Genomic DNA, 18,123 nt, shown 5'->3' on the forward strand with positions numbered 1-18,123 from the left:
GTATATGGGCGCAGTGCAGACCAGCACCGATGTGGTCGCCGAGTTGTTCGGCATCGTCGGCAGGTTTCGCCGGGAACTTCGCCGGTCGGCCGGCCGGGGGCTCGATTCCGCGCGGCTGTCCGAATCCCAGGCGGAGCTGCTGTGGCTGGTCGGACGGCGACCGGGGATCTCCGTCGGCACCGCCGCGGCGGAGCTCGGCCTGGTGCCCAACACCGCATCGACCTTGGTCTCCAAGCTGGCCGGCAACGGCTTGCTGATCCGGACTGTCGACGAGTCGGACCGCCGCGTCGGCCAGCTGCGGCTCGCCGAACCCACCCAGCAGCTCGTCGACGCGTCTCGGGCGGCGCGCCGGGCGCTGGTCGCCGACGCGCTCGGCGAGCTGGATGACGATCAAATCGAGTCCCTGGCAAAGGGATTGGAGGTTCTAGACACCATGACCCGACTACTGCAGGAGCGGCGATCATGAGCGAACGACTGCCCATGGCGATCGACGGCCGCAACCTGACCTACCGGTACGGCCAGTTCACCGCGGTCGATGATGTGACGCTACAGGTGCGGCCGGGCGAGACGATGGGCCTGCTGGGGCCCAACGGCGCCGGAAAGACGACGCTGGTCCGCATGCTCACCACGTTGACGCCGGTGCAGCGCGGCGAGTTGCGCATTTTCGGCATGGACGCCCGCCGCCAGACCATCGACATCCGCAGCAACATCGGCTATGTGCCCCAACAACTTTCCGTCGAGCCCGCGTTGACCGGACGGCAGAACGTGCGGTGGTTCGCGCGGCTCTACGGGGTGCCGCGCGCCTGCCGGGCCGAACGGGTGGAACAGGCGCTGGCCGCCATGGAGCTGCTCGACGTGGCCGACCGGCGGGCCGGGTCCTACTCCGGCGGCATGGTGCGCCGCCTGGAGGTGGCGCAGGCGTTGGTCAACCGTCCGTCGCTGCTGGTGCTCGATGAGCCGACGGTCGGGCTGGACCCGATCGCGCGCGACGGTGTCTGGCAACAGGTGCGGAGCATGCAGGCCCAGTTCGGCATGACGGTGCTGCTCACCACCCACTACATGGAGGAGGCCGACGCGCTGTGCGACCGGGTCGCGCTGATGCACCGCGGTCGATTGCGCGCCGTGGGCACGCCCGCGAAGCTGAAGGCCACCGTGTCGCCCGGCGCCACGCTCGAGGACGTGTTCCGCCACTACGCGGCCGAGGACCTGTCCGGCCAGCCGGAATCGTCCGGCTCCTTCCGTGAGATCCGTTCCAGCAGAAAGGTTGCCAGCCGTGCCAGTTGACATCGCACCCAAAGCCCCGGCGGCCACCCTGGTTCGTGCGCCGCGCGGGTGGCAACGGGTCCAGGCAACGCTGGCGCGGGTCGGGGCGTTCGCGATCGTGGAACTGCAGAAGCTGCAGCACGACCGGACCGAGCTCGTCACCCGGATGGTGCAACCCGCGCTGTGGCTGCTGATCTTCGGCACGACCTTTTCCAAGTTGCACGTCATCCACACCGGGCCGGTGTCCTACCTCGCCTTCCTGGCGCCCGGGATCATCGCGCAGTCGGCGCTGTTCATCTCGATCTTCTATGGCATACAGATCATTTGGGACCGCGACGCCGGCGTGCTGGCCAAGCTGATGGTGACGCCCGCCCCCGCGTCGGCGCTGATCACCGGCAAGGCGTTCGCGGCCGGAGTGCGGTCGGTCGCCCAAGTGGTCGGGGTGATGGCGCTGGCATACCTGATGAACGTCGGCCTGACCGTCAACCCGCTGCGGATCCTGGCCGCGATGGCCGTCGTCATGCTCGGCGCGGCGTTCTTCGCGTGCCTGTCGATGACGCTGGCCGGCCTGGTCCTCAGCCGCGACCGCCTGATGGGAATCGGCCAGGCCATCACGATGCCGCTGTTCTTCGCGTCCAATGCGCTCTATCCCGTCGACGTGATGCCCGCCTGGTTGCGCGCCCTGAGCAAGGTCAACCCGCTCAGCTACGAGGTGGACGCGCTGCGGGCGCTGTTGATCGGCACCCCGTTCAACCCGGCCGACTTCGTCGTGCTGGTGGTGGCGGCGCTGGTCGGAATTGCCACGGCGTCAACGCTTTTGCGCCGGCTCGTCGCGTAGGGCAAGCCACTGCACGGTTTCGTGAGCCATTCGTGACCCGAATGTGACGATTCCCGGCCGACTCCCAATCGTTAGCCAACCGCGATCTCGCATCGCGGCCGCGACACACGAATTGCGCCCTCCCCCTGTGTTTCACTGCGCAGGCGAACAGATTCGACCGTCATCGCGCGGCATCGAACAACCGATGAAAGTTGGGATGGGTAGGGAGCTATGTCGTTCATCGAAGAGGTGCGGAAGGTGCGTGGCGCAGCGGCGGGGATGCCGCGCCGGCTCGCCATCGCGGCCGTGGGGGCTGCCCTGTTGTCGGGTCTGATCGGCGCCGTCGGCGGCTCGGCTACCGCGGGCGCGTTCTCCAAGCCGGGACTCCCGGTGGAATACCTGCAGGTGCCATCGCCGTCGATGGGCCGCAACATCAAGGTGCAGTTCCAGCCCGGCGGACAGCACGCGGTCTACTTGCTCGACGGCCTTCGGGCACAGGACGATTACAACGGCTGGGACATCAACACCCCGGCCTTCGAGGAGTTCTACCAGTCCGGGTTGTCGGTGATCATGCCCGTCGGCGGCCAGTCCAGCTTCTACAGCAACTGGTATCAGCCGTCGTCCGGCAACGGACAGAACTACACCTACAAATGGGAGACGTTCCTGACCCAGGAGATGCCCGGTTGGCTGCAGGCCAACAAGCAGGTGTCGCCGTACGGCAACGCCGCGGTGGGGCTGTCGATGTCGGGCGGTTCGGCGCTGATCATGGCTGCCTACTACCCGCAGCAATTCCCTTATGCCGCTTCGCTATCCGGCTTCCTCAACCCGTCCGAGGGCTGGTGGCCCACCCTGATCGGCTTGGCGATGAACGACTCCGGCGGCTACAACGCCAACAGCATGTGGGGTCCGTCGTCCGACCCGGCGTGGAAGCGCAACGACCCGATGATCCAGATTCCGCGGCTGGTCGCGAACAACACGCGGGTGTGGGTCTACTGCGGTAACGGCACCCCAAGCGACCTCGGCGGCGACAACATGCCGGCGAAGTTCCTGGAAGGCCTCACGCTGCGCACCAACGAAACGTTCCAGAACAACTATGTGGCCGCGGGCGGGCGCAACGGGGTGTTCAACTTCCCGGCCAACGGGACGCACTCATGGCCCTACTGGAACCAGCAGTTGGTTGCCATGAAGCCCGACATCATCCAGGTGCTCAACGCCGTCAACACGACCGCGCAACCGTCGCAACCGGCACAACCGGCCGCCTGACACCCCCAAAGCCGGCATCGGCAGTAGCGCACCGGTCAGCGCTGCTGCCGATGCTGTTTTTCTGACCGGTCATTCAGCAGCGCCCGGCGATCCTGGTGGAAATAGGTGTATCCGGTCGTCAGCGCGCACACGGACGTGGCGACCACCAGCATCCAGGTGCCATTGACGACGAGGCTGATGCCGCCGCCCACCACGGCGCCCAACACGAAGCTGCTGAACAGCAGGAAGTAGCCGAGCCAGTCCGCGGCGGCTCCGCCGGCGATGTGGCGTTCGATGCCCTGGCCCATCTTGACCAGCGTGCCGGTGACGTAGCTCAGCGGCACGGACACTTCGCCGTCTTTGACGAACGACGTGTTCAGCGCGCCAATGGCGAACGCGACCAACATGATTGGCGCGAAGTCGAGGAGGTTTTCCTCCCACCCCTCGTCGAGCACGTCCACCACGGTGGCGGCCAGCAGGCTGAAGGTCGTCAGCACGGTGGGCCCGTGCGGATGCGCGACCCAGAAATGCCGGCGACACACCGACGCGATCACCACGCCGGCGACGAAGCACACAATCAGCAGCGCCGCCGACACCGAGAGCACGACGTCGCCGCGGAAAAAACCCAGCGCGCCGCGCTGGGCATTCCCGGTCATGAAGGTGACGAAATACCCGGCCGAATGGGTAAAGGCCGTCGCTCCCAGCACGCCGGCCAGCCCGGCCAGCACCCACGACAACCTTGCCTCGCTGTTGAATGTCTCTTTCCCCACGCGGGACATGCTTTCAGATCACGCGGCCGTCAGCCGGGCGATGGACCGCAGCGGGATCGGCAGCCAACCCGGGCGGTGTCGCGCCTCGTAGCCGGCCTCATACACCGCCTTGTCGAGCTCGTAGGCGGCCAGCAGCTGGGCCGAATCGCGCGGGTCGGTGCCTGACGCGGCCGCGTAGCCGTCGCAGAACGCGGCGCAGTTGCGCTCGACCCACTCCCGGGCGCGCGCGGCCAGCTGCTTGTCGGCGCCCTGGTCGATCAGCGGCCCGTAGGCGGCGTACTCGAACGAGCGCAGCACCCCGGCCACGTCGCGCAGCGGCGAATCCGGCGCGCGCCGCTCGTCGAGCGGCTGCCCCGGTTCGCCTTCGAAGTCGATGAGCAGCCAGCTCTCGGGTGTGCGCAGTACCTGCCCCAGGTGCAGGTCGCCGTGCACCCGCTGGATGGTGGTCGTCTCGCCCGCGAGCTTTTGGAATCGCTCCTCGATGGTCGCCGCGTATTCCTCGAGTTCGGGCACCTTTGCGACGGTCGACGACAGCCGCGCCAGCACGGTGTCGACCGGGAACGTGGCGTCGGCCGTGCCAAGGCACTCCGCCAGGGTGGCGTGCACGGAGGCCACGGCCTCGCCCAGCCGGTTGGATTCGGCGGCGAAGTCACCGCCGACCTCGTAGGCGTACAGGTCGCCCTCCGCGAACAGGTCGCGCACGCTGGCGGTGGCCATGGCCCAGCCCTCGGCGGCGTTCGACGCGAATTCGGTCACCATGCCCAGGGGCCACGGCTCGCCGCCCGGCGGGACCATCTCGTAGGTGCCCAGCAACCGCGCCACGTGGGGGTTGCCGGCGCGGGCGAGCACCCGGTTCAGTTCGATGTCGGGGTTGATGCCGCTGCTGACCCGCCGAAAGACCTTGAAAATGGCGTCTCGGTCGAAGATCACGCTGGTGTTGCTCTGCTCGGCATCGGAGACGTGCGGCAGCGCGTCCAGCGGCAGATCGACGTCGGGCTCCTTGGTGAAGGTCACCTGGTCGCCGGACGAGCCTCGCGCGGCGGCCGAGTCGATGAGCGAGAGCAGAAACCGCGGGGCGTCGGTGTCGTACAGCGCGTCGAACCCGGTGCGGTCGTCGGCGGCGCCGATGGTCGCGACGGTGCTGTATTCGGACACCGGCGCGGAGTCCCACCGGACGATCACCTGGTAGCGCTCCGAGGAGCCGTCGGTGTACCGGGCATCGACGAGGACCAGGTCGAGGTCCTCGCGCAGCGACACGACGACGCCGGGCTCGGCGCTGGACAGTTCGCGGTTGCGTCCCGCATACCACCGCTGCTGCGGGAGCCACTCAGACCAGGGCAGCTTGAACGGCTCAGTCATCGGCGCCGCTCCTCCTCATCACTTCGTTCTGCATCGTCGCCGGCGCGCGTCATGCGTTCTCCTCAGATCCGGTCAGCTGGAACCAGTAGAACCCGTGTCCCGGCAGTGTCAGCAGGTAGGGCAGGTGACCGATGCGCGGGAATTCCACATGCCCGGTCAGCTCCACCGGTGTGGAGCCGCTCCATTGCTGCAGGTTCAATTCGATCGGTTGGGGGAACCGCGACAGGTTGTTGACACACAGCACGGTGTCCCCGTCGTCCGCCGCGTGGCGCACAAACGCCAGAACGGACGGGTTCGACCCGCCCAGTTCCTCGAACCTGCCGATCGCGAAGGCCTTGTGGCGGCCGCGCACCGCCAGCATCACCCGGGTGAAGTTGAGCAGCGACGTTGAGGTGTCGCGTTGCGCCTCGACGTTGACCGCCTGATACCCGTACACCGAGTCCTGGCTGGGCGGGAGATACAGCCGGCCCGGGTTGGCCTTGGAGAAGCCGGCGTTGCGGTCCGGTGTCCACTGCATCGGGGTGCGCACGCCGTCGCGGTCCCCCAACCAGATCACGTCGCCCATGCCGATCTCGTCGCCGTAGTACAGCACCGGCGAGCCGGGCAGCGACATCAGCAGCGCGGTGAACAGCTCGATCTGGTTGCGGTCGTTGTCCAGCAGCGGTGCGAGGCGGCGCCGGATCCCGACGTTGGCCTTCATCCGCGGATCCTTGGCGTACTCCGCGTACATGTAGTCGCGCTCTTCGTCGGTGACCATCTCCAGGGTCAGCTCGTCGTGGTTGCGCAGGAAGATCCCCCACTGCGCCATGTCAGGGATCTCCGGCGTCTGCGCCAGGATCTCGGAGATCGGGAACCGCGATTCCCGGCGGACCGCCATGAAGATGCGGGGCATCAGCGGGAAATGGAACGCCATGTGGCACTCGTCGCCGCCGGTGCTGGCGTCACCGAAGTACTCGACGACGTCGGCCGGCCACTGATTGGCCTCGGCCAGCAGCACCCGGCCCGGGAACTCGTCGTCGACGACCTTGCGGACCCGCTTGAGGAACGCGTGCGTCTCCGGGAGGTTCTCGCAGTTGGTGCCCTCGCGTTCGAACAGGTAGGGGACCGCGTCCAGGCGAAACCCGTCGATCCCCAATCCCAGCCAGAAGCGCAGGACGTCGATCATCGCTTCCTGAACGGCCGGGTTCTCGTAGTTCAGGTCGGGCTGGTGGGAGAAGAACCGGTGCCAGTAGAACTGGCGACGGACCGGGTCGAAGGTCCAGTTCGATTCCTCGGTGTCGACGAAGATGATCCGGGCGTCGGTGTACTTCTCGCTGGTGTCGCTCCACACGTAGTAATCGCCGTACGGCCCGTCGGGGTCGTGCCGCGACTCCTGAAACCACGGGTGCGACTCGGACGTGTGGTTCATCACCAGGTCGGTGATCACCCGGATGCCTCGCTCGTGGGCGGCGTCCAGCAACGCGACGAAGTCGTCGACCGTGCCGAACTCGGGCAGCACCTTGTAGAAGTCCCGGATGTCGTACCCGCCGTCACGCAGCGGGGAGTCGTAAAAAGGGGGCAGCCAGATGCAGTCGATGCCGAGCCACTGCAGGTAGTCCAGGCGCTCCATCAGCCCCCGCAGGTCACCCGACCCGTCGGCGTTGGCGTCGAAGAACGCCCGGACCAGCACCTCGTAGAAGACCGCGTGCTTGAACCAGGTCGGATCGGCGGGCAGCGCGGCGGCATTGTCGAAATCTTCGGCGTTCGGATGCTCAACCACGCCGCCCTCGACGTGACTGCCCCCCGCGGGATCGTGCTCGACTGCGTCTCTTGCGTCGTTCATCAATTCCACGATGCCACGTGTACCCGACACGGCAACTCGGGAATCACGACCGCAGTGATGCGGCCAATCCCCATGCGCCGCAAGGGAATCCGACGGGCGGCGGTCATTATCCGCGCGGCATCAGGCGGGAGGCCCGTCCGCCAGCGTCACCGGTCCGCTGCGATCTCCGTCACTCTTGGCGCGCCAGTGCAGGGTGACGGTGTCGCCGGGGTGGTGCGGGACCAGCACATCCGTCATCGAGGTGGCCCCGGTGATCGGGATGTTGTCGAACCCGGTGATGACGTCGCCGGCCGAGATTCCGGCCGCCGCCGCGGGACCGCTGCCGACGACGCGTTCGACCCGGGCGCCGTTGCCGCCGTTGTCCGTCACGCCCAGGCCCAGGAAGGCCGTCGGGCCGATGTGCACGGTGTTCGACGCGGCGCCGGACCGGATCTGTCCGGCGACCCCCATCGCGGTGCCGATCGGAATGGCGAAACCCTGACCGCCGGACATCTTGTAGCTGTCGGTGGCGGCGGTGTTCATCCCGATCACCTGGCCGGCCTGGTTGACCATGGGGCCGCCGGAGTCGCCGGGCCTGATCGCGGCGTCGGCCTGGATCAACCCGCCCAGGTTCTCCTCGGCGCCGGTGAGGGTATCGGTCGCGGACACGCTCTGGTTGAGCCCGACGACCTTACCGGCCACCGCGCTCGGCGTGCCGCCCTGACCGCCCGCGTTGCCCAGCGCGACGACGGGCTCGCCGATCCCGACCCCGCCGCCGATGTTGGCGGCGGGCAGGCCGCCCCCGCCGCGCAGCTGAAGGACCGCGACGTCCGCGGTCCGGTCATAGCCGATGACGTCGACGGCGTAGGTCTGGCCGTTGCCGACGGCGAACGCGCTGATGTCGGTGGCCCCCGAGATCACGTGGTTGTTGGTGAGAATGACGCCGCCCGGATCGATGACGATGCCGGTCCCGGCTCCGACGGCGTTGTTGTAGCCGAACTTGGTGCTGATGTCGACGACCTGGGGCCCGACCTTGCCGACGATGCCCGACGGGTCCAGCGGCGCCAGGGGCCGGTCGTGGGTGGGCGACGCGGACGCCGGCGCCGCGGCCGTGGCCAGGCCCAGCCCCACCACGGCCAGCACGCTGACCACCCGTGACCACCAGACGGAGCGGTGGTGCCATTTGCTCATACCGTCACCTCCTGCGACGCAGTAAGAACCAGAATTTGGCCCAGCCTCCCGGTCTGGGTAACACGACTCGATGTGTATAACCGTAATGCAGATTGCTATTCACAACAGTGCTCAGGCCCCTTGGGCGGGCGCGATGGGATGGGCCAGGTGCTGGCTGACGTCGCCGACCATGTCGATGAGCGTGAGATCGCGGTAACAGAATCGCCACTGGTCGTCGACGCGTTCGAATCGGTCGTGATAGCGACCGGTGACGATGGTCTGTAGCGGCAGCTCGTCGGTCTGCTGCAGCACCGTGTAGTAACTGCGGCAACTCGCGGTGCCGGCCCCGTCGTCGATCTCGATGATCGGATTGGTCGTCACGTGCTTGGTTCGCGGCGTCCCGTCCGGATGAAGCACGATCAGCGATTTCCAGATCCCCAACAGCCGGGCCGCGTCGACGGTGTCCGGTTCGGCCTCCGAGCCGCCGATCCGGATGCGGGCGTGTTCGAAGAGCGCGGCCGCGCCCGCCAGGTCACCGGCGTCGATGCATTCGGCGTAGCGATACAGCAGGTTGGCGATCTGGGTCTCGGCCGGCATGCGGTTAACCTAACGCGGCGACGATGCCGACCGGAACGGTCGGAGGAGGAGGCGCGCAATTCGGCCTAGCGCGGCGACGATGCCGACCGGAACGGTCGGAGGAGGAGGCGCGCAATTCGGCCCAGCGCGACCGGGCCCGCCCTCGGCCCTAATCTGAGGCAGTGGGCGAATTCGACCCGAAGGCCCGATTCACACAGTCCCCGATAGCCCGCCTGGCCACCGCCACACCCGACGGCGCGCCGCACCTGGTGCCGGTGGTCTTCGCCGTGAGTGAATCCGGGCTCCACGAGCAAGACGTGGTCTACACGGCCGTCGATGCCAAACCCAAGACGACGCGACGGCTGCGGCGCCTGGCCAACATCGAAAGCAACCCACAGGTCAGCCTGCTCGTCGACCACTACGCCGACGACTGGGCGCGGTTGTGGTGGGTCCGCGCCGACGGCCTGGCGACCATTCACACCGACGGCGCGGCGATGGACACCGGCTTGCGGCTGCTGCGCGCCAAATACCCCCAGTATCAATCGGTTTCGCTGGAAGGCCCGGTCATCGCGGTCACCGTGCTGCGCTGGTCGGGCTGGCACGCCTGACCCGGCGGCCCTCGGCACCGATCCGGCGGGAATGACCGCCCCCGATTGTGGCTGGCCGGTGGCCTTGTGTTGGGCGGCAGTTGGGGGAAAAGTTGCCTACAGGCGTCCTGTGGTCTGCGACACACCGCGCCACAGCACACCGCAACGCTGCGGAACTGGAGGAAAGTCATGGCGGACAAGGCGAACACTTCCCTGGGCGTGGCGGCCGCACCCACGGCGAACGGTCCGGGCGATGTTCGCAACGTGGTCCTGGTCGGACCCTCCGGCGGCGGCAAGACCACCCTGGTCGAGGCGCTGCTGGTCGCCGCCGGCGTGCTGACCCGGCCGGGCTCGGTCACCGAGGGCAGCACCATCTGCGACTACGACGAGGCCGAGATCCGGCAACAGCGCTCCGTCGGCGTCGCCGTCGCGTCCCTGTCCCACGGCGGCATCAAGATCAACCTGGTCGACACGCCCGGGTACGCCGACTTCGTCGGCGAGCTGCGCGCCGGGCTGCGCGCCGCGGACTGCGCGCTGTTCGTGATCGCCGCGAACGAGGACGTCGACGAGCCGACCAAGTCGCTCTGGCAGGAATGCAGCCAGGTCGGCATGCCACGCGCCGTGGTGATCACCAAGCTCGACCACGCGCGGGCAAACTATTCCGAGGCGCTGGCCGCCGCGCAAAACGCGTTCGGCGACAAGGTCTTACCGCTTTACCTGCCGATCGGCTCACCGTCCTGCGAAGGCCTGATCGGCCTGCTGTCGCAGACGCGCTACCTGTATTCGGGCGGCAAGCGGACCACGCAACCGCCCGACCCCGAGGACGCCGACCGGATCGAGGAGGCGCGCGGCAGCCTGATCGAGGGCATCATCGAGGAATCCGAGGACGAGTCCCTGATGGAGCGCTATCTCGGCGGCGAAACGATCGACGAGTCGGTGCTCATCGAGGACCTGGAGAAGGCCGTCGCCCGGGGCTCCTTCTTCCCCGTCATCCCGGTCTGCAGCGGCACCGGCGTCGGCACCCTCGAACTCCTGGAGGTCGCCACCCGCGGCTTCCCGTCCCCGATGGAACACCCGCTGCCGGAGGTCTTCACGCCGAACGGTGCGACGCACGCGACGCTGGCCTGTGACGCCGACGCACCCCTGCTCGCAGAGGTGGTGAAGACGACGTCGGACCCCTACGTCGGCCGGGTGAGCCTGGTCCGGGTGTTCTCCGGGACCATCAGGCCCGACACGACGGTTCATGTGTCGGGCCATTTTGCGTCGTTCTTCGGCGGGACCAACGGGAACGGGCATTCGCACCCCGATCACGACGAGGACGAACGCATCGGGGTCCTGTCCTTCCCGCTCGGCAAGCAGCAGCGCCCCGCGGCCGCCGTGGTGGCGGGCGACATCTGCGCGATCGGCAAGCTGAGCCGCGCCGAAACCGGCGACACGCTCTCGGACAAGTCCGAGCCGCTGGTCCTGCGGCCGTGGACGATGCCCGAACCGCTGCTGCCGGTGGCCATCCAGGCCCACGCCAAGACCGACGAGGACAAACTGTCCGTCGGGCTGGGGCGCCTCGCCGCCGAAGACCCGACGCTGCGGATCGAGCAGAACCAGGAAACCCACCAGATCGTGCTGTGGTGCATGGGCGAGGCCCACGCCGGCGTCGTCCTCGACGCGCTGGCCAACCGGTACGGCGTCACCGTGGACACGGTCGAGCTGCGCGTCCCGCTGCGAGAAACCTTCAGCGGCAAGGCGAAAGGGCACGGCCGCCACATCAAGCAGTCCGGCGGGCACGGCCAGTACGCGGTGTGCGACATCGAGGTGGAGCCGCTGCCCGAGGGCTCCGGGTTCGAGTTCGTCGACAAGGTGGTCGGCGGGGCGGTGCCGCGCAACTTCATCCCGAGTGTGGAGAAGGGGGTGCGCGCGCAGATGGAAAAGGGCGTGCACGCGGGTTACCCCGTGGTCGACATCCGGGTGACGCTGTTCGACGGCAAGGCCCACAGCGTGGACTCCTCGGACTTCGCGTTTCAGGCGGCGGGCGCGCTGGCGTTGCGCGAGGCGGCGGCGGCGACCAAGGTGACCCTGCTCGAGCCGATCGACGAGATCTCGGTGCTGGTGCCCGACGATTTCGTCGGCGCGGTGATGGGCGACCTGTCGGGGCGTCGCGGACGCGTGCTCGGCACCGAGGCCGCGGGCAACGAACGCACGGTCGTCAGAGCCGAGGTGCCTCAGGTTGAGCTGACGCGGTACGCGATCGACCTGCGTTCGCTTGCGCATGGGGCCGCGTCGTTCACCCGTTCTTTCGCCCGCTACGAACCCATGCCCGAGTCCGCGGCGGCCCGGGTGAAAACCACGGTGTGAGCGTTCCTCAGGGCTAGTCCCCGCGGCCGAATTGGTCGGCCACGGCGCGGCGGTCCAGCGAGCCCTTCGCGGTGTGCGGCAGGGCGGCGGCTTCGGCGAAGGTGGCGGGAATCTCGAAGGCCGCCAGCCGCTCGCGGCAGAACACCGCCAGCTCGGCGGTTGTCGGCGCCGGCGATTCCCGGGGCACGATCACCGCGGCCACCGCCTCTCCGTACAGCTTGTCCGGCACACCGAAGACGGCGACCTCGAGGACGTTGGGATGGGTGGCCAGGACGCCCTCGACCCGCTCCGGCGAAATCTTCTCGCCGCCCCGGTTGATGAGTTCCTTTATCCGGCCCCGGATCGTCAAATCGCCCGCGTCCGACAATGATCCGAGGTCGCCGGTGCGCAGCCATCCGTCGGTGAAGTTCGCGGCGGTTATCGCCGGGTCGCCGAGGTAGCCGCGCACCACGGTGGTGCCGCGCAGCCAGACCTCCCCGACGGATCCCGGCGGCAGCGGCTGCCCGTCCGGTCCGGCGATCCGGATTTCGGGCCCGGTGGACCGCCCGACGAGACCCGGTGTGGCGGACGGGTTTTCGCTCTGCCCGGCGCCGGTCGTGGCCACCTGGTGGGTGGCCTCGGTCATGCCGAAGGCGCACACCACCGGCGCCGAAAACGTCTCCTGCAGCGCCTGGGCCGCCTCCGCGGTGAGCGGGGCGCTGCAGCTGCGGATGAAGCGCAGCGCGGCCGGCTTGGCGCTCGCCTGTTCGGTCTTGTTGCGCTCCAACAGGATCTGGTGAATCGTCGGGACCGCGGTGTACCAGGTGGCCCCGGCGGCGTCGATGTCGTCCCAGAACGTGTGCGCGGAGAACCGCCCCCGCGCCGGCAGCAGCACCGTGCCCCCGGACGCCAGCGTCGACAGCAACGCGGCGATCAGCCCGTGACCGTGGTAGAGCGGCATCACCGCGACCGTCGCATCCTGCGGGCCCAGCCCGTAGCCGGCGACGATCGCCCGCACCGAGGCGGCGATGTTCTCCTGCGTCCAGGGCACCATCTTCGGCACCCCCGTGGTTCCGCCGGTGAACATGATCATCGCGTCGTCGTCGCGGAGCCCCTGCGGCGTCGAAACGTCTTGCGCCGGCGGCGTCGCGGCGTCGAGATGCACCGCCGCCGCGCCGGCGGTGACGGTCACCGCGATCGGCCACCGCCGCAAGCCCGGCTCGCCCTCGTCGCCGAGGCCCGTGCCGTCGACCAGCACCGCCCGCGCCCCGACCGCCTCGCTTCGGGTGCGCTGCTCGCCGGCAGGCAGGGCCGGGTCCAGCGGCACCACGACCAGCCCGGCTCGCGACGCCGCCAACAACCCGACGACGAACTCGGCGTTGCTGCCCGCTCGGAGCCCGACCCGGTCACCCGGGGACAAGCCGCCGCGACTCAGCTGTCCGGCCAGGTCGTCGACCAGGCGCAGCAGGTCCCGGTAGCTCACCGGGGTGCGCTCGGACATGACGACGAGCGCCGCCGCGTCCGGTCGCCGGCTCGCCGCCACCTCGACCAGATCGGCGACGGTGTGAGTGCCTGTCTTCATCGCCAAGCCCCTTTCGGTGAATGTGAAAGCTCCTGCTCGAACCATGCCGCGGCCCCACCATGTCCGTCCAATACCGATCCGCTCACTATCGATAACCGCCGACTATCGATAGACGGCGTGAATCGCTGCATAGCGGCTTAGTCTTGGACACCTGCGCGCACCGGGACGACAGTGATGACTGACCTTAGGTAGCTCACGAGGAGGCGGCCACCATGACGCGTTTGACCGACGGCTTTCACCTCGTCGTCGACGCCCTCAAGGCGAACGACGTCGACACCATCTACGGGATCGTCGGCATCCCGATCACCGACCTCGCCCGCACCGCCCAGGCGTCGGGCATCCGCTACATCGGCTTTCGGCAGGAAGCCTCGGCCGGCAATGCCGCCGCCGCCGCCGGGTTCCTCACCCGCCGCCCGGGCGTGTGCCTGACGACGTCGGGCCCGGGATTTCTCAACGCCCTGCCCGCGCTGGCCAACGCCACCACGAACTGTTTCCCGATGATCCAGATCTCGGGTTCCAGCAATCGCGCGATGGTGGACCTGCAGCGCGGCGACTACCAGGACCTCGACCAGCTCGACGCCGCAAGGCCTTTCGCCAAGGCCGCCTATCGGATCGGCCGGATCGAGGACATCGGGCGCGGCGTGGCGCGCGCGATTCGCACGGCGATCTCCGGGCGGCCGGGCGGCGTCTACCTCGACATCCCCGCCGACGTTCTGGGTCAGGCCCTGGAGGCTTCGGCGGCGGCGGCCACCGTGTGGCGGGTCGTCGACCCGGCCCCGCGGCAGCTGCCCGCGCCGGAGTCGGTTGACCGCGCGGTGCAGGTGCTGAGGCGGGCGCGCCGGCCGCTGATCGTCCTCGGCAAGGGCGCCGCGTACGCCCAGGCCGACGAGACGATCCGGAAGTTCGTGGAGGACACCGGAATTCCGTTCCTGCCGATGTCGATGGCCAAAGGGCTGCTGCCCGACTCGCACCCCCAGTCGGCTGCGGCGGCGCGTTCGCTGGCGATCGCCCGCGCCGACGCCGTCTTGCTGGTCGGCGCCCGGCTGAATTGGCTGCTCGGCCACGGGGAATCGCCGCAATGGTCCCCCGACGCAAAGTTCGTCCAGATCGACATCGCGGCATCGGAGTTCGACAGCAACCGGCCGATCGAGGCGCCGCTGACCGGTGACATCGGCTCGGTGATGGCTGCCCTGTGCGACGCGGTGACCGCGGACCCCCTCGTCGCGCCCATCGAATGGGTCGACGAGCTGGCCGAGCGCAAAGCCCGCAACGAGGCCAAGATGGTTCAGCGACTCGCCGAGGACCCGCACCCCATGCGGTTTTACAACGCGCTGGGCGCCATTCGCTCTGTGCTGCAGGAAAACCCGGGGGTCTATGTGGTCAACGAGGGCGCCAACGCGCTGGACCTGGCCCGCAACGTCATCGACATGGAGGCGCCGCGACACCGGCTCGACACCGGCACGTGGGGCGTGATGGGCATCGGGATGGGATACGCCATCGCCGCGGCGGTGGAGACCGGCGACCCCGTCGTCGCGATCGAGGGCGACAGCGCGTTCGGGTTCTCCGGCATGGAAGTCGAGACGATCTGCCGCTACCGGCTGCCGGTGACCGTCGTCATCCTCAACAATGGCGGCGTCTACCGTGGCGACGAAGCGCCGGCCGGCTCGGCCTCGCCGGGACCGGATCCCGCACCAACCGTGCTGAACGCCCGGGCGCGTCACGAGCTGATCGCAGAGGCGTTCGGCGGCAAGGGATATCACGTCACCACGCCGTCCGAGCTGCGCGCGGCGCTGGCCGAGGCGATCGCCGGCAAGGGACCGTCGGTCATCGACTGCGAGCTCGACCCGGCGGCCGGCGTGGAAAGCGGGCATCTGGCGAGCCTCAACCCGAGCAGCGCGGCGACGACGCCACAGGTGGTCAGCGCCGGCGCGTGATGCCCAGCAGTTGGGTGTCGAAGAACTCGTTGAGCTGCAACTGTTGCGCGCTCGCGGTGAGCGCACGCGCGACGGGTGAGCCCGGCCCGGAAGCGTTGGTGGCCAGCGCGATCTCGGCCTTGAGCGCCGGCTCGACCATCTCGACCGCGCGGATATCCGCTCCCAGCGGTGAAGTCCACAGCCAGGTGTGCGGGACGATGCAGGCCCAGTTGCCCGTCGCCACCTGAGCCAATAGCGAAGCGACGGAATCGGTTTCGACCTGCGGGGTGACGGTGATCGCGTGGCCGGCGAAGGCTTCGTCGATGATTTGGCGATCCCGCATGTCGGCGGTGAGCAGCGCCAGGGGCAGCTGCGCCGCCTCGGGCCACGTCAGTGTCGACGCTCCGGCGGGCAACATGCTGGCCGTCGAAAGCAGCACGTAGTGCTCCTCGTAGAGCGGCACCAGGTTCACGTCGTGGGCGTCGTCGGTGGCGGAGTGCACTATTGCGGCGTCCAGGTCGAACTCGCGCACCCGCCGATACAGCTCGGTGGCCGCGAGCCGGGAGAGGATTTGCACCTTCGCCAGCGGATGCTCCGAACAGAACGCCGAGAGAACCAGCGACGCCGTGGTCGAGGCGGTGGGCACCGTGCCGAGCCGAAGCGTTCCGGCGATGCCGGACCGCACGGCGTGCACCTCGGCCTTGAACGCGTCGTGTTCGGCGAGAATCCGTTTGGCCCACACGACCAGTCGTTCACCCTCGGGCGTGAGGCCCTCGAAGCTGTGTCCGCGGTTGATCAGCGTGACGTTGAGCTCGCGTTCGAGCTTGCCGATCGCGGCGGACAGCGCGGGTTGCGAGACGTAGCACTTCTCGGCCGCCCTGGCGAAGTGGCGTTCCTGGGCGACCGCAACGAAGTACTCCAGTTGACGGAAAAGCACCCGCGCGCTCCTCGGTGTTCGGGCTGGGCCTTCGGGCACCGGCCTGGGTGAGGCTAACACGGCGCGCCGGGCGCCCCGCCGGGGTTTTAGGCCTTTGCTGCCGCGAAAGCCGTTGTGCCGTCACCGGTTTTGCGCGGCCGCCGACGGTTCAACGCTTTTCGGGCGTGCGCGGCGTCGTCAGCCGCGCCACAGCGGGGCAGCGACGGCGCCAGCACTGGACCCAGCGAACACGTCGATGTTTGCTGAAAACCGGAATGCGCCGACAACCAGTAGAATATCGTTGTGTCGGTCCATCCATCGCAAAGGGTAAGCGCCATGCGTCGAGCGGTTCGTTATCTATTCGTTATGGTAGCGATCGTCGGCATGGGCGCGCTGGGCAGCGGCGCCCTCAGCGTGGCCTCCGTCCCGCTGCCCCAGCCCGTCCCGGGGATTGCCTCAGTTTCTCCGGCTAACGGAGCCCTGGTGGGGGTGGCGCACCCGGTCGTGGTCACGTTCGGTGCGCCGGTCACCGACCGCGTCGCCGCCGAACGGACCATCCACGTCACCTCGCCGAGCGGCATGCCCGGCCATTTCGACTGGGTCGAGAACAACGTCGTGCAGTGGGTTCCGGACCACTACTGGCCCACCCACAGCCACGTCTCGGTCGGTGTGCAGGCCCTGACGACGGGTTTTGACACCGGTGACGAGTTGCTCGGGGTTGCCAGCTTGTCCGGACACACCTTTACCGTCAGCCGCAACGGCGAAGTGCTGCGCACGATGCCGGCATCGATGGGCAAGCCGAGCCGTCCCACGCCGATCGGGAACTTCACCGCCCTGGAAAAGGAGCGCACCGTCGTGATGGACTCGCGGACCATCGGCATCCCGCTGAGTTCGCCCGAGGGATACAAGATCACGGCGCAGTACGCGGTCCGGGTCACGTGGAGCGGTGTGTACGTGCACTCGGCCCCATGGTCGGTCGACTCGCAGGGCCACGCCAACGTCAGTCACGGATGCATCAACCTGAGCCCCGACAATGCCGCTTGGTATTTCAACCAGGTCAACGTGGGTGACCCCATTCAGGTCGTGGCCTGAGCGCCTCGCGCGCAGGACATTCCGCGTTTCGGGCTAGCCGGGCAATCCGGTCTTGATGGCCGCGTCCTGCTTGCGGGCGATGTCGGTCGCGACGCCAGGATCGGTGGGATCGTTGGGCGCGCTGTCGAATTCGAGGTTGACGAGCGCCTTGCCCTCGTTGAAGAGCACCACGGTGATGGCCTGGGGATTGCCGGGGGCGGTGCCGGAAATCATCGCCCCGTTGGAACCGATATCGATCGGCTGCCACGTTCCACTGACCTTGCCCGCGTAATTGGCCTTGGTGTTCTCGATTCCCGCCGCCGCCACCTTCGGGTCGGCGACGATCAATATCGTGTCTCCGATCCGGCGGCTGTTGTCGGCGTTGGCGAAAAGCTGCGCGACGCCCGGGGCGTTGTTGGGATTGAGCACGGGCGGCTGGGGAGTGGTGAAGTCGGCGCCGATGTCGCTGGCCTTGATCAACAAATTGCTGTAATCGGTCTGCTGCCCCGGCGCCGGGCTCGTCACCGCGCTCGAACCGGTCGACGACGCGGCAGTGCCCGGTATCGATGTGGAGGGCGAAGTGTGGTGGTAGTCGCCGCAGCCGGTGGTCGCGGCGCCGACCACCGTGGCGACCGCCCAGCCGGCGACGGTGATCCGCGCGAGCTCCATGGGGTTCCCTCCCTGTCCATCCGCTGTCCCGTCCGCGGCGCCTAAAGCTACTGCGAAAT

At 68.4% G+C, this 18,123-nt stretch carries 15 protein-coding genes and 1 pseudogene; 8 read left to right on the forward strand and 8 right to left on the reverse strand.

Annotated features, from left to right (window positions below; genetic code table 11):
* Positions 1-4: 4 nt before the first annotated feature.
* From A9X00_RS21200 to ag85C, 4 genes are all read left to right on the forward strand, one after another.
* Positions 5-466 (forward strand): MarR family winged helix-turn-helix transcriptional regulator, encoded by a 462-nt coding sequence (locus tag A9X00_RS21200; RefSeq protein ID WP_067157973.1) that lies wholly within the window; start codon positions 5-7, stop codon positions 464-466.
* Entirely contained in the window at positions 463-1,284 is an 822-nt protein-coding gene (locus A9X00_RS21205) for an ATP-binding cassette domain-containing protein (protein WP_067157976.1), read from the forward strand. Before A9X00_RS21200 ends, A9X00_RS21205 begins: the two co-directional genes overlap by 4 nt.
* On the forward strand, positions 1,274-2,101 hold the full coding sequence (locus A9X00_RS21210; protein ID WP_232006892.1) for an ABC transporter permease: 828 nt from the start codon (positions 1,274-1,276) through the stop codon (positions 2,099-2,101). The genes A9X00_RS21205 and A9X00_RS21210 overlap by 11 nt, the downstream gene beginning before the upstream one ends.
* A gap of 210 nt (positions 2,102-2,311) precedes the next feature.
* Complete coding sequence (ag85C, locus tag A9X00_RS21215) at positions 2,312-3,343, forward strand: diacylglycerol acyltransferase/mycolyltransferase Ag85C (protein ID WP_067157979.1); 1,032 nt, start codon at positions 2,312-2,314, stop codon at positions 3,341-3,343.
* Between the two features lie 35 nt (positions 3,344-3,378).
* Here ag85C and A9X00_RS21220 read toward each other — a convergent pair whose 3' ends face one another.
* The 5 genes from A9X00_RS21220 to A9X00_RS21240 all read right to left on the reverse strand — a co-directional run bounded on the left by A9X00_RS21220 (position 3,379) and on the right by A9X00_RS21240 (position 9,019).
* The gene (locus A9X00_RS21220; RefSeq protein ID WP_067157982.1) at positions 3,379-4,101 is read right to left on the reverse strand and encodes a YoaK family protein; all 723 of its coding nucleotides are present in this window, start codon (positions 4,099-4,101) and stop codon (positions 3,379-3,381) included.
* Between the two features lie 9 nt (positions 4,102-4,110).
* Positions 4,111-5,451 carry a phosphotransferase gene (locus tag A9X00_RS21225; RefSeq protein WP_067157985.1) on the reverse strand — a complete coding sequence of 447 codons (1,341 nt, stop codon included), beginning with the start codon at positions 5,449-5,451 and terminating at the stop codon, positions 4,111-4,113.
* A gap of 49 nt (positions 5,452-5,500) precedes the next feature.
* A complete protein-coding gene (gene treS / locus A9X00_RS21230; protein WP_067158110.1) occupies positions 5,501-7,273 on the reverse strand; it encodes a maltose alpha-D-glucosyltransferase in 1,773 nt (590 codons plus the stop codon).
* A 120-nt stretch (positions 7,274-7,393) separates the two neighbouring features.
* Complete coding sequence (locus A9X00_RS21235; RefSeq protein ID WP_067157988.1) at positions 7,394-8,443, reverse strand: S1C family serine protease; 1,050 nt, start codon at positions 8,441-8,443, stop codon at positions 7,394-7,396.
* Between the two features lie 111 nt (positions 8,444-8,554).
* Positions 8,555-9,019: a nuclear transport factor 2 family protein gene (locus A9X00_RS21240; RefSeq protein ID WP_067157991.1), complete on the reverse strand. Its 465-nt coding sequence runs from the start codon at positions 9,017-9,019 to the stop codon at positions 8,555-8,557.
* 161 nt (positions 9,020-9,180) lie between these two features.
* Here A9X00_RS21240 and A9X00_RS21245 point away from each other — a divergent pair, with 161 nt between their 5' ends.
* Positions 9,181-9,606 (forward strand): TIGR03668 family PPOX class F420-dependent oxidoreductase, encoded by a 426-nt coding sequence (locus A9X00_RS21245; RefSeq protein ID WP_067157994.1) that lies wholly within the window; start codon positions 9,181-9,183, stop codon positions 9,604-9,606.
* 168 nt (positions 9,607-9,774) lie between these two features.
* Positions 9,775-11,934, forward strand: coding sequence for an elongation factor G-like protein EF-G2 (locus A9X00_RS21250; protein ID WP_067157998.1), 2,160 nt, complete (start codon positions 9,775-9,777; stop codon positions 11,932-11,934).
* A gap of 13 nt (positions 11,935-11,947) precedes the next feature.
* Here A9X00_RS21250 and A9X00_RS21255 read toward each other — a convergent pair whose 3' ends face one another.
* Positions 11,948-13,495, reverse strand: coding sequence for a FadD7 family fatty acid--CoA ligase (locus tag A9X00_RS21255; RefSeq protein WP_067158001.1), 1,548 nt, complete (start codon positions 13,493-13,495; stop codon positions 11,948-11,950).
* Between the two features lie 203 nt (positions 13,496-13,698).
* On the opposite strand from A9X00_RS21255, the pseudogene oxc reads away from it, so the two are divergent.
* A pseudogene (oxc, locus tag A9X00_RS21260) lies at positions 13,699-15,429 on the forward strand (oxalyl-CoA decarboxylase); the annotation flags it as partial.
* Here the strand turns inward: oxc and A9X00_RS21265 are convergent.
* Positions 15,413-16,345 (reverse strand): LysR family transcriptional regulator, encoded by a 933-nt coding sequence (locus A9X00_RS21265; RefSeq protein WP_067158007.1) that lies wholly within the window; start codon positions 16,343-16,345, stop codon positions 15,413-15,415. The pseudogene oxc and the gene A9X00_RS21265 overlap by 17 nt on opposite strands.
* Positions 16,346-16,660: 315 nt before the next feature.
* On the opposite strand from A9X00_RS21265, the gene A9X00_RS21270 reads away from it, so the two are divergent.
* The gene (locus A9X00_RS21270) at positions 16,661-17,416 is read left to right on the forward strand and encodes a L,D-transpeptidase family protein (protein WP_067158010.1); all 756 of its coding nucleotides are present in this window, start codon (positions 16,661-16,663) and stop codon (positions 17,414-17,416) included.
* A 33-nt stretch (positions 17,417-17,449) separates the two neighbouring features.
* On the opposite strand, the gene A9X00_RS21275 is transcribed toward A9X00_RS21270, so the two are convergent.
* The gene (locus A9X00_RS21275; RefSeq protein WP_067158013.1) at positions 17,450-18,064 is read right to left on the reverse strand and encodes a hypothetical protein; all 615 of its coding nucleotides are present in this window, start codon (positions 18,062-18,064) and stop codon (positions 17,450-17,452) included.
* Positions 18,065-18,123: the final 59 nt, after the last annotated feature.

This window comes from Mycobacterium sp. 1245805.9, from assembly GCF_001672915.1.
In the GTDB taxonomy this organism is placed as follows: Bacteria; Actinomycetota; Actinomycetes; order Mycobacteriales; family Mycobacteriaceae; genus Mycobacterium.